This window comes from Adlercreutzia sp. ZJ473 (assembly GCF_013185065.1).
Lineage (GTDB): Bacteria > Actinomycetota > Coriobacteriia > Coriobacteriales > Eggerthellaceae > CAAEEV01.
Map to the genome: position 1 here is coordinate 103,384 of NZ_JAAVTO010000001.1, position 12,223 is coordinate 115,606.

The window sequence follows — 12,223 nt, forward strand, 5'->3', positions numbered from 1 at the left end:
GCTACAATTGACGGCACGTGGGGAAGGGCGCGTGACGGAAGGAGGCGGCGCGATGATCGAGACATACGTGGGCGAGTACGTGGCGTACCTGCGCATCGAGCGCGGCGCCTCGGCGCGCACCGTGGAGGCGTACGAGCGCGACCTGCGCGACTACCAGGCGTTCCTTTCCGAGCGCGGCATCGAGCGCCCCGACGAGGTGACGCGCGAGGTGCTGCGCGACTTCGAGGAGCACGTGATCGCGCGCGGCTACGCGCCCTCGTCGGTCAAGCGGCGGATGTCGGTGGTGAAGGGGCTGCACCGCTACCTGGCGCGCGAGGGCTACGCCGCCGACAACCCGGCGAGCGCGCTGGCGCTTCCGAAGGTCCCCGGGCGGCTGCCCGACGTGCTGAGCATCGCCGACGTGGGCCGGGTGATCGACGCGTGCTGCGACCCCGCGCCCGCAGGCGTGCGCGACTGCGCGCTGCTCGAGGTGCTCTACGGCTGCGGCCTGCGCGTGAGCGAGGCGTGCGGGCTCGACGTGGGCAGCGTGTACCTCGACGAGGGGTTCGTGCGCGTGGTGGGCAAGGGCGCGAAGGAGCGCGTCGCCCCGCTGTCGGGCTGCGCGGCGGAGAGCCTCGGGCGCTACCTGGCCGAGGCGCGCCCGGCGCTCAGCATGAAGGCGACCTCCCCGCGCGCGGCCGACCTGCCTGCGGTGTTTCTGAACGCGCGCGGCGGGCGGCTCTCGCGCCAAGGCGTCCACCGCATCGTGGAGCGCGCGGGCGCGGCGGTCGGCATCGCGGGGCTGCACCCCCACACGCTGCGCCACTCGTTCGCGACGCACATGCTCGAGGGCGGCGCCGACCTGCGCGTGATCCAGGAGATCCTCGGCCACTCCGACATCTCCACCACCCAGATCTACACGCACGTCGACCGCACCCACCTGCAGGAGGAGTACCGCGCCGCCCACCCGCGCGCGAAGGGGTAGGGGCTCGCGCGCTCCTTGCCGCTCGCTGGCTCTGGCGGCCCGAAATGTGGAGGGAGCGTAGGGGCGCGGTGACGGGCGGATGACGGTCGGGTGGGCGCGTCATGCGCGCCCCAAGCCCCGCTTAGCACCGCCGCGCGCCCCACTTCGCCCCACCGCCTTCCCAGATAGGGTGGAGAGCGAAAAGGAGTACCACAACATATAGTGCTAACAAGCTCAAAACGCGTTGAAACGCCGCTATATTGCGGCACGCCGCGCGGCTTCGGAGCCTCCGCCCGCCGCGCCGAAAGTGGCTCGAAAAAGCACTTTAGGTGCAGCAAAATGTTGCGAAGTGGGTCGATGTGGGGTAATATGCATTCCACGGAACACTACCTTGCCGGGATTTTGAAACGCACCACCAACACGATTCGAAACCCAGCCTAAACGCAGCACGGAAAGGACCCCATGGCCGACGCCGTCACAGAGGCGCAACGCACCGCTCAACCGCATGATCCCGTTGAGCTGTACGGTTCGTTTCGCTTCAAGGTCGACAGCAAAGGCCGCATGGCCCTTCCCGCGAAATTCCGCAAGGTACTTCCTACAGAGCTTATCGTAACCCCCGACCCCACGGACGAGTACGTTCGCGTTTTCGACCGACCGATCTTCGACGACTGGGTCAAGCAGATGCTCGCCGAGAAGTTCGGCGAGTTCCGCTCGACGAACCGCACCCACACCAGGGCGCGCCGCTTCTTGAAGTCGCGCGCTGCCGACGTGGAGGTGGACTCCTCCGGGCGCATCATGCTCTCGGCGGACGTGCGCAGCGCAGTCGGCATTGACAAGGACGTCGTGCTCGTGGGCAACACGGGCTACTTTGAGATCTGGGACGCGAAGCGTTACGACGAGGACTTCGAGGACTTCGACCCGTCGATGTTCTACGAGGACTAGTCGTAAGACGTGAGCGTGATGACAAGCGAATACCGGCACATACCAGTCATGCTCGCCGAATGCCTCGAGCAGCTGAGGCTCGAAGCGGGGGACGTGTTCGTTGACGCGACCCTGGGCTTCGCCGGCCACTCCTTCGAGGCGGCGCAGCGGCTTGGAAGCGAAGGCGTGCTCATCGGCATCGACCAGGACGAGGTGGCGCTCGCAAGCGCCGCCGAGCGCCTCGGCCAGATACCCGATGATCGCCGCCCGAGCTTGGAGCTTCTGCGCGGCAACTTCGGCAGCCTCGACGAGCTTCTCGTGGAGACAGAGGTCCCCGGCATTGATGCGATACTCTTTGACCTGGGCGTCTCCTCCGTGCAGATCGACACGCCGTCTCGCGGGTTCTCCTTCAAGGAGGATTCCCCGCTCGACATGCGAATGGATCCGGGTAACACCACCCTCACCGCAGCAGAGATCGTCAACACCTACAACGCAGCAGATCTCGCTCGGATCATTCGCGCCTACTCTGACGAGAAGTGGGCGAGCCGCATCGCCGAGTTCATCGTGCGCGCTCGCGAGGACGCGCCGCTTGAGACGAGCGGGCAGCTGGTCGACGTGATCAAGGCAGCCATCCCCGCTTCGGCGCGCCGCGCCGGGGGGCACCCTGCCAAGCGCACCTTCCAGGCGCTTCGGATTGAAGTCAACTCGGAGCTGACCGTCCTGCGCCGCGGTCTCGACGCGGCGGTCCGCTGGCTCAACCCAGGCGGGCGCATAGCCGTCATCAGCTACCACTCCCTGGAGGATCGCATCGTCAAGGACGCGTTCGCGGCGTTCGCGAACCGCTGCACCTGCCCGCCGGACCTTCCGGTGTGCGTGTGCGGCAAGAAGCCGGTACTCGACATAGTCACGCGCAAGCCGCTTCCGCCCACGCCCGAGGAGGTCGAGCGCAACCCGCGCGCCCGCAGCGCCAAGCTGCGCGTGGCGCGCAAGCGCGCCTGAGTCCTTCTCGCCCGCTGAAACGCACACGAAACGAAGCAGAAGGAGGGCAGGCCCATGAGCGCAGCGCCAGCGTACGACTTCCAAGCGCGCGCCCTGGAGCGCGAGCGGCATGCGCGCCCCGACATCAGCGTCGTGCCCGGTCGCGGCCGCTCCGTCCAGAGCGAGCCGCGCTCTTCTTCTGTGGCAGTCCTCGCCAAGGTGGCAGTTGCCGCGCTTCTGGCGTTCGCGCTCCTGAGCGTCGCGCGCATTGCCCTGAGCTCGGCGACAGTGGCCACCGCGATAGAATCCCAGCAGCTCAGCGCGCAGATCGAGGAGGCCCGCGTGGCGGGCAGCCAGCTCGAGGTCGCGCAGAGCACGCTCTCCAACCCCACGGCCGTGAAGGGCGCCGCCGCGGCGCTCGGCATGGCGCCGGCAGCCGAGACGGTGAAGGTCAACCTGCCTGCCGACGTGGTGGTCACCGACGAGGCAGGCGCGCTCTCGCTCTCGGGCAGCGTCGCGGCCGTCGCGGGCATGTGAGAGGGGGCTTCCCTTGACGTCCCGTCCCCGCAACACGCGCGACCGCCGCGGCTCGCGTGAGGCCCGCAGCGCGCGCGACCACAGGGCTGGTCGCGCTTCTTCTTTCTCCGACACCGTGAACACCCAGTTCGGGGCCTTGACCGAGGCCATGGGCTCGGCGCGCCTCGCCTTCGTCATGGCGCTGTTCGGCATCATCGTGGTCGTGTTCTTCGCGCGGCTGTTCTACCTGCAGGTCATCGTGAGCGACCACTACGCCGCCTTGGCGAGCGAGTCGCGCACCGTGAGCTTCGACACCACGCCGCGCCGCGGCACCATCTACGACCGCAACGGCGTGGTGCTCGCCACGAGCGTCGACGCCACCACCGTCTACGCGAACCCCGCCGAGGTGACCGACGCGAGCTACGAGGCCAACAAGATCGCCTCGGTGCTCGGCGGCGAGGTGGCCGACTACAAGGAGGCGCTCAGCACGCCCGGCGCCACCTTCGTCTACGTGAAGCGCCAGGCCGACGTGGACAAGGCCGAGCGGCTGCGCGAGCTTGAGCTCGACGGCATCTACTTCATCGAGGACACGCGGCGCGAGTACCCCAACGGCGCCGTGGGCGGGCAGGTGATCGGCATCTGCAACGTCGACGGCGAGGGCATCACGGGCCTCGAGCTGCAGTACGACGACGTCCTGCGCGGCACGCCCGGCACCTACGAGGCCGAGCGCGGGCGCAAGGGCACGCCCATCCCCGGCGGCGTGAAGGAGCAGACGCAGGCCGTCGACGGGCAGGACATCATGGTGTCGCTCGACATCAAGCTGCAGCACGTGGTGGAGGACGCGCTCAAGGCGGGCGTGGAGGACCCCGCCATCGCGGGCGAGAAGGGCAACTCGGTGGTGATGGACGCCGCCACGGGCGAGATCTACGCCATCTGCTCGCTGCCCTACCTCGACCCCACGAACCTCGAGGAGTCCGACGTCGGCTCGGAGAACCTCACGGCCGTCACGCAGGCGTTCGAGCCCGGCTCCATCTTCAAGACGGTCTCGGCGCTCACCGTGCTCGAGTCCGGGGCCATGACCTCGGAGGACATGCTCTTCTGCCCGAGCTACATCCAGGCTGACGAGTACGAGATCTCCGACGCGCACGCGCGCGGCGACGTGACCATGACGCTGCGCGAGATCCTCAACAAGTCCTCCAACGTGGGCATCTCGCTCGCCATCAACAAGGTCGGCTTCGACAAGCTCCACGACGCCATCGTGCGCTTCGGGCTGAACGAGGCCACCGGCGTGGACTACCCCGGCGAGGCGCCGGGCCTCATGCAGGACTTCGACGAGTGGGCGCGCATCACCGGCTACAACGTGAGCTTCGGGCAGGGCCTCACCTGCTCGCCGCTGCAGATGACGCGCTTCTACGGGACCATCGCCAACGACGGCGTGGCGGTGACGCCGCACTTCCTCATCTCTTACCCGCAGACCGGCGAGGTGCCCGAGTACGAGGCCAAGCGCGTGATCGACAACGAGGGCGCCCTCGAGCAGATCAAGAGCATGCTGCGCACGGTGGTGCAGGAGGGCACGGGCACGGCCGCCGACATCGAGGGCTATGACGTGGTGGGCAAGACCTCAACGGCCGAGATCGCCGGCGACGGCGGCTACGTCGCGGGCAAGTACAACCTGTGCTTCACCGGCTTCATCGACAACTCCTCGAGCCAGTTAGTTTGTTTTGTGAGTGCCAACGAGGTTTACAGCGAGGCTTCGGTGGCCTCTACGTTTAAGGATATAATGGCGAATGCCATAGAGCAGTACAACATCGTGCCGGAGGTATGAGCGAATCATGGGCAAGACATGCGCCGAGCTCTTCGAGGGGCTTGAATGCACCATCATCGGTAACGCGGACGAGGAAGTGACCGGGCTCGCCTACCGCAGCGACCGCGTGAGCGAGGGCGACGTGTTCTTCTGCATCGTGGGGCTCACCACCGACGGCCACTCGTTCGCGCAGGACGCCATCGACCGCGGTGCCCGCGTGCTCGTGGTCGAGCGCAAGGTGTACCTGGCTGACGCCACCGACGTCACCGAGGTGGTGGTGTCGGACAGCCGCAAGGCCATGGCGTACGCGGCGACGCGCTTCTTCGACGAGCCGTCGGCCGCCTTCCAGCTCGTGGGCATCACCGGCACCAACGGCAAGACCACCACCACGTATTTGGTGGAGCACATCGCGCGCGTGGCGGGCAAGCGCACCGGCGTGATCGGCACCGTGGGCACGCGCATCGGCGACGTGCAGGAGCGCTCCGAGCACACCACGCCCGAGTCGCCCGACCTGCAGGAGACGTTCGCGCGCATGCGCGCGGCGCACTGCGACGTGGTGGCCATGGAGGTGAGCTCGCACGCGCTCGACCTGGTGCGCACGTGGAGGACGCAGTTCGCCGTCACGGCGTTCACGAACCTCACGCAGGACCACCTCGACTACCACCACACCTTCGACGCCTACTTCGAGGCGAAGGCGCTCCTGTTCTCGCGCGACTACCCGGCGCGCCGCGTGATCAGCGTGAACGACAAGTGGGGCCTCGAGCTTCTGCGCCGCTGCTCGGCGGCGGGCGACGCCGTCATCACGTTCGGCTTCGACTCCTCGGCGCAGATCTTCCCCGTCGAGGTCGACTACGCCGCGGCGCACACGCGCGTCGTGCTCGACGTGCGCGGCCGCCGCTTCGACTTCACCTACCCGCTCGTGGGGCGCTTCAACGTGGAGAACGTCATGTGCGCCTTCGGCATCGGCATGCAGCTCGGGATCGCCCCCGAGGTGATCGTGGAGGCGCTCGCCGACGTGCCGTCGGTGCCGGGCCGCCTCGAGCGCGTGAAGGTGCCCGCCGACGGCGGCGTGTCGGTCTACGTCGACTACGCGCACACCCCCGACGCGCTCGCCAAGGCGCTCTCGTCGGTGAAGGCGCTCTCGCCGCAGCGCACCCTCGTGGTGTTCGGCTGCGGCGGCAACCGCGACGCGAGCAAGCGCCCCATCATGGGACGCGCGGCCCTGGCAGCCGACTTCGCCGTGGTCACGAGCGACAACCCGCGGCACGAGGACCCGCTCGGCATCATCGACGACATCCTGGCCGGCATGACCGAGGGCGCGGGGCGCTTCGAGGTGGAGCCCGACCGCCGACGCGCCATCGCGCGCGCCATCGCGCTCGCCGAGCCGGGCGACAGCATCCTGGTCGCGGGCAAGGGGCATGAGGACTACCAGCTCGTCGGCGACGAGGTGCTCTCCTTCGACGACCGCGTGGTGGCCGCCGAGGAGCTCACGCGCGCGTTCGGCGAAGGGGCCGGCGCGGCCGGCGCGGCTGACGGCGAAGGGGCCGGCGCGGCTGACGTAGCCGACGCGGCCGACGGCTCGCAGCCGCATGACGCGACCGAGGTGAAGTAGCCTATGCGCCTCAACCACAAGCAGATCGCCGCCTACACGGGAGGCAGCTTCGTCGTCGATCCCATCGACGCCTCCGAGCTCGTCTGCGGCGTCTCGTGGGACTCGCGCGAGATCGAGCCGGGCTGGCTCTACGTGGCGCTTTCGGGCGAGCGGGTCGACGGGCACGACTTCGTGGCGGCCGCCCTGCGCGCCGGCGCGCGCGCGGCGCTCGTGTGCGACGCGCTCGACCGCGAGACGCGCCTTCTGGCGCGCGAGATGGGCGCCTCGGTGATCGAGGTCCCCAACACCTACAGCGCCGTCACCGACCTGGCGCGCGAGTGGCGCGGCCACCTCAGGGGCCGCATCGTCGCGCTGACCGGGTCGACGGGCAAGACCACCACGAAGAACCTCGTGCGCGACGTGGCCCGCGCGGGCAGGAGCGTGGTGGCCACGAAGGCCAACCAGAACAACGAGCTGGGCGTCCCGCGCACGCTGCTCGCCGCCGACCCCGAGACCGAGTGCGTGGTGGTGGAGATGGGCATGCGGGGCTTAGGCCAGATCGCGCAGCTGTGCGAGGTGGTGCGCCCGGAGTGGGGCATCGTCACGAACGTGGGGGAGAGCCACATCGAGCTTCTGGGCAGCCGCGAGAACATCGCGCGCGCCAAGGCGGAGCTCCTCGAGGCGCTGCCCGCGGGGGTGGGCCGCGCGTTCCTGAACGCGGCCGACGACTTCGCGGCCTCCATCGCCGAGCGCGCGGGCCTCTCCGAGCGCGCGGTGGCGTGCGTCGCCTACGACGGCAGCGGGCACGCGGCGTTCAGCTGCACGGGGCATGCGCGCGAGGTGCCGGCCGCCGTGCTGGCGTCCGACAACGTGGATCTGCCCGCGGGCCCGCGCGTGTGGGCCGAGGACGTCGAGCTCGACGGCGAGGGGCGCCCGCGCTTCACGCTGTGCGCCTGCGGGTTCGCCGCCGTGCCGAGCGCCGACGCAGGCGCGGAGACGGCGGCCGCGTCAGTCACGTCCGGCGCGGCCCCGCGCGAGGCGGCCGCATCCGCCCCCGAGCCCGCCTTCGCGGTGGAGCGCGCGACGTGCCACCTGAGCCTGCGCGGCCTGCACAACGTGGGCAACGCCTGCGCCGCCGCGGCGGTGGGGCGCTCGCTCGGCATCGGCCTTGGCGCGATCGCCTCAGCGCTCGCGTCCTCCGTGCCCGAGAGCGGGCGGCAGGAGGTCCTCGCGGCGCGCGGGGGCTTCAGCATCGTGAACGACGCGTACAACGCCAACCCCGACTCCATGCGCGCCTCGCTCTCCACGTTCTGCGCGCTCGACGTGCCCGGGCGGCGCGTGGCGGTGCTCGGCGACATGGGCGAGCTGGGCGACTTCGCGCCCGCGTGCCACCGCGGCATCGGCGAGGTGGCGGCGGGCCTGCCGCTCGACCTGCTCATCTGCGTGGGCGAGCTGTCCCGCGGCATCGCTCAGGGCGCGCTCGACGCCGGCATGGACCCCGCGCGCGTCATGCGCGCGGACACGGTGGCCGAGGTGCTCGAGGAGCTCGACGTGTATCTGGAGAAGGGCGACGCGGTGCTCGTCAAGGCGTCCCACTTCATGGGCCTTACCCGCGTGGTCGAAGGGTTGGTTAACTAGCATGTTCTCTATTTTCGCAGCATATCCGACGTTTCTGGTGTTTCTGGCCATCGTGCTGTCGCTCGTGCTCACCATCGCCCTCATGCCGGCGTGGATCCGCTTCCTGAGGTCGAGCCACATCGGCCAGCAGGTGCGCGCCGACGGCCCCCAGAGCCACCTCGTGAAGCAGGGCACGCCCACCATGGGCGGCGTCATCATGCTCATCGCCGTCATCGTCACGGCGCTGCTCGTGGGGCTTCCCGTGCCCGAGACGCTGCTGCTGCTCGGCGCCACGGTGCTCACGGGCGCGCTCGGGCTCATCGACGACGCGTCAAAGGTGGCGCATGAGCGCTCGCTCGGCCTCACGCCGAAGGCGAAGCTCATCGGCCAGTTCGTCATCGCGGCCGTGTTCGTCGAGGTGGCGGTCAACCTGCTCGGCGTGGCGCCGACGGTGGAGATCCCCTTCGTCTACACGTTCGACCTCGGCGTCCTCACCACCGTCATCCCCATCGGCGACGGCATCGCCGTCCCGTGGCTCTACCTCGTATTCGACCTCATCCTGCTCGTGGGCCTGTGCAACGCCGTGAACCTCACCGACGGCCTCGACGGCCTGGCGGCGGGCACGGTGATGATCGTGATGATCGTGATGGCGGCCATCGCGTACCGCTCCGACCTGCTCGAGCCCGCCATCTTCGCGGCGGCGCTCGCGGGCGCGTGCATCGGCTTTCTGTGGTTCAACTCCTTCCCGGCAGACATCTTCATGGGCGACACGGGCTCGCTCGCGCTCGGCATGGCGCTCGGGTGCCTGGCGGTGGTCACCAAGACCGAGTTCGTGGTGATCATCATCGGGGGGCTGTTCGTCGCCGAGGCGCTCTCGGTCATGATCCAGGTGTTCTACTACAAGCGGACGAAGAAGCGCGTCTTCCTCATGGCGCCGCTCCACCACCACTTCGAGAAGAAGGGCTGGAGCGAGACGAAGGTGGTCGTGCGGTTCTGGATCGTGTCGGGGGTGCTCGCGGCCTGTGGTTTCGTGCTGTACTTCGCCGAGTCGATGATGGTGGTGGCTTGATATGAGCGCAAGCGGAAAGAAGCTGGTTGACGGCAGGAAGCTCGCGCCCGAGAACCTCGGGCGCGTGCTCGTGCTGGGGCTCGGCGTGAGCGGGCGCGCATGCGCGGGCTACCTGCTCGACCGCCTCGGCACGCGCGTCGAGAGCATGTCCGTGGCGGCGGGCGCGGCGACGGACGAGGCGCGCGCGTGGGCGCGCGAGGCGCAGGCGCGCGGCGCCGAGGTGACCTTCGACACCGAGGAGATCACGGGGCGCTACGACGTGTGCGTCGCGAGCCCGGGCATCTCGGAGTTCTCGGCGTTCTACCGCAACGCCGCCGCGCACAGCGACGAGGTCATCAGCGAGGTTGAGTTCGCATGGCGCGAGAGCCGCGCGGAGTCGAAGTGGGTGGCCATCACGGGCACGAACGGCAAGACCACCACGACGGCGCTCGCAGCCCACGTGCTCGCGGCGTGCGGCATGCGCGCGCGGGCGGTGGGCAACATCGGCGACACGTGCATCGAGGCCGTGGCGGCGGACGACGCCGACGTCTACGTGGCCGAGGTGTCCTCCTACCAGCTGGCGTCGACGTGCGCGTTCGCGCCCCAGGTGGCCGTGGTGCTCAACATCACGCCCGACCACGTGAAGTGGCACCGCACGCACGAGAACTACGCCGCGGCCAAGTGGAAGGTGCTCGCCAACCTGGGCAGCGTGCCCGGCGGGGTGGCCGTGCTCGACGCCACCGACGACGAGGTGCGCGCCAAGGTGCGCGCGCTCAAGGCGCTCTCGCGCGAGGAGCGCGGGTTCGACTACGTGCCCGTGGGCACCGCGCGCGGCGTGGACGCCGACATGCGCGCGGCGTGCGGCGCGGAGAACGCCGCCTTCGTGGGCGCCGACGGGCGCCTGCGCGTGGCCCTGCGCGGCGAGGAGGCCGTGCTCGCCGCACGCGACGAGCTCCAGATCAAGGGCGCGCACAACGTGGCGAACGCGCTGGCGGCCGCCGCGTGCGCCGTGGCGCTCGGGGCCGGGGCCGACGCGGTCGCACGCGCTCTCGCCAGCTTCGCGCCGCTCGAGCACCGCATCGAGCCGTGCGGGAGCGTTGGCGGCGTCAGCTGCTACAACGACTCGAAGGCCACCAACGTCGACGCGGTGCTCAAGGCGATCGCGGCGTTCGAGCCCGCGCGCCCTGTCATCCTGCTCGGCGGGCGCGACAAGGGCACCGACCTGGGGCCGCTCGTGGACGCCTGCCGCGTCCACGCCAAGGGAGTGGTGTGCTTCGGCGAAGCGCGCGAGCGCTTCCGCGCGGCCATGGAGCCTCTGCGCGCCGACGGCATCGCCGTAGAGGAGGCTGCCGGCATGGAATCCGCGCTCGACGCGGGGCTGGCGCTCGCGCAGGCGGGCGACGTGGTGGTGCTCTCCCCGGCATGCGCGTCGTTCGACGAGTTCAGCTGCTTCGAGGAGCGCGGACGCGTCTTCAAGCATCTCGTGGCCGAGCGCGCCGCGCGCGCGACCCGCTAGCGGGAGCGCCTGATGGCGTCATCCGCGCGACAGAGGTCCGCCAGCTTCCTCGGGGCGCAGGGGCCGTGCGTCCTGCTGCTCCTCGCGACGATCGCCCTCACGGTGATCGGGCTCGTGATGGTGTACTCGGCCTCGTCGGCCTCGCTCGCCGGCGCCGGCGAGGTGCCGTGGGCCGACGTGAGGAGCCAGGCGATCTACGCGGTGCTCGGCGTCGTGGTCATGGTGGCGGTGTGGAAGCTCATCCCGTACCACGTGTGGAACGGCGCGTGGACGTGGGCGGCGTGGGGCGTCGCGCTCGTGCTCCTGGCCCTCACGGCGCTCATGGGCAGCGAGGGCTACGGCGCCACGCGCTGGCTGTCCCTCGGGCCCATCAGCCTGCAGCCCTCCGAGGTCGCCAAGGTGGCCTTCCTGCTCATGTCCATCCGCGTGATCTGCGACGTGCGCTCCGGCTCGATGGAGCCGCGCGCCATGCTCGTGCAGATCCTGCTGCTCATCTTGGCGCCGCTGCTGTTCCTGTACGTGTCGCAGTCCGACCTGGGCACCACGCTCATCTGCGCCGTGGGCATCGTGGCGGTGCTGTGGCTCGGCGGCGTGCCGGCGAAGTACCTCGCGGCGCTCTGCGTCCTCGGCGTGCTGTTCGTGCTCTACGCCATCTTCGGCAGCGACTACCGCAGCGGGCGCATGGTCTACCTCGACCCGTGGAACGACGGCCAGGGCGGCTACGGCACCGGCTACAACATCATCCGCTCGTACTACGCCATCGCGGAGGGCGGCCTGTTCGGCGTGGGCGTCGGGCAGGGCCACGAGCGGTTCGACTACCTGTTCGCCTCCGACAGCGACTTCATCTTCGCCATCGTGTGCGAGGAGCTCGGCATGCTCGGCGCGCTCGTCGTGATCGCGCTGTTCTTGGTGATCCTGTTCGCGGGCCTGCGCATCGCGAACGGCGCGCCGGACGAGTTCGGCGCCCTCATCGCGGGCGGCTTCGCCATCATGCTCGTGTTCCAGGCGTTCCTGAACATCGGCTGCACCATCGGCGTGTTCCCCACCACGGGAAAGCCGCTGCCGTTCATCTCGTCGGGCGGCACGTCGCTCCTCGTGTCGTTCAGCATGGTGGGGCTCATCCTGTCGGTGGCGCAGGCCGCGGACGCCCCGTCGGTGTACGAGCAGCGCCGCGCCGATCTGCGCGTGGTGCGCGCGAACGGCGATCCCGGGCGCGCCGCGTCGCGTGCGCCGGGCCGCTCGGGCTCGCGCGGAGGCTCGTCGCGCCCGCGCTCGGGCGCCCGCTTCGT

General features: G+C 69.8%; 10 protein-coding genes. All 10 read left to right on the plus strand.

What is annotated here, in order from left to right:
• The first annotated feature begins 52 nt into the window (after positions 1-52).
• Positions 53-964 (plus strand): site-specific tyrosine recombinase, encoded by a 912-nt coding sequence (locus tag HRL41_RS00500; RefSeq protein WP_172135015.1) that lies wholly within the window; start codon positions 53-55, stop codon positions 962-964.
• Between the two features lie 441 nt (positions 965-1,405).
• Positions 1,406-1,885: a division/cell wall cluster transcriptional repressor MraZ gene (locus HRL41_RS00505; protein WP_172135016.1), complete on the plus strand. Its 480-nt coding sequence runs from the start codon at positions 1,406-1,408 to the stop codon at positions 1,883-1,885.
• An 18-nt stretch (positions 1,886-1,903) separates the two neighbouring features.
• Positions 1,904-2,863 carry a 16S rRNA (cytosine(1402)-N(4))-methyltransferase RsmH gene (gene rsmH, locus HRL41_RS00510; RefSeq protein WP_172135029.1) on the plus strand — a complete coding sequence of 320 codons (960 nt, stop codon included), beginning with the start codon at positions 1,904-1,906 and terminating at the stop codon, positions 2,861-2,863.
• A 54-nt stretch (positions 2,864-2,917) separates the two neighbouring features.
• Entirely contained in the window at positions 2,918-3,379 is a 462-nt protein-coding gene (locus HRL41_RS00515; RefSeq protein ID WP_172135017.1) for a cell division protein FtsL, read from the plus strand.
• A gap of 13 nt (positions 3,380-3,392) precedes the next feature.
• Positions 3,393-5,183 carry a penicillin-binding protein 2 gene (locus tag HRL41_RS00520; protein WP_253904612.1) on the plus strand — a complete coding sequence of 597 codons (1,791 nt, stop codon included), beginning with the start codon at positions 3,393-3,395 and terminating at the stop codon, positions 5,181-5,183.
• 7 nt (positions 5,184-5,190) lie between these two features.
• Positions 5,191-6,774, plus strand: coding sequence for a UDP-N-acetylmuramoyl-L-alanyl-D-glutamate--2,6-diaminopimelate ligase (locus HRL41_RS00525; protein ID WP_172135018.1), 1,584 nt, complete (start codon positions 5,191-5,193; stop codon positions 6,772-6,774).
• 3 nt (positions 6,775-6,777) lie between these two features.
• Entirely contained in the window at positions 6,778-8,391 is a 1,614-nt protein-coding gene (murF, locus tag HRL41_RS00530) for a UDP-N-acetylmuramoyl-tripeptide--D-alanyl-D-alanine ligase (RefSeq protein ID WP_172135019.1), read from the plus strand.
• Position 8,392: 1 nt separating this feature from the next.
• Positions 8,393-9,439 (plus strand): phospho-N-acetylmuramoyl-pentapeptide-transferase, encoded by a 1,047-nt coding sequence (gene mraY, locus HRL41_RS00535; RefSeq protein WP_172135020.1) that lies wholly within the window; start codon positions 8,393-8,395, stop codon positions 9,437-9,439.
• 1 nt (position 9,440) lies between these two features.
• Positions 9,441-10,934: a UDP-N-acetylmuramoyl-L-alanine--D-glutamate ligase gene (gene murD, locus HRL41_RS00540; protein WP_172135021.1), complete on the plus strand. Its 1,494-nt coding sequence runs from the start codon at positions 9,441-9,443 to the stop codon at positions 10,932-10,934.
• A gap of 12 nt (positions 10,935-10,946) precedes the next feature.
• Positions 10,947-12,223, plus strand: a 1,277-nt coding sequence (locus HRL41_RS00545; RefSeq protein ID WP_172135022.1) for an FtsW/RodA/SpoVE family cell cycle protein, incomplete at its 3' end; no start/stop codon positions are given.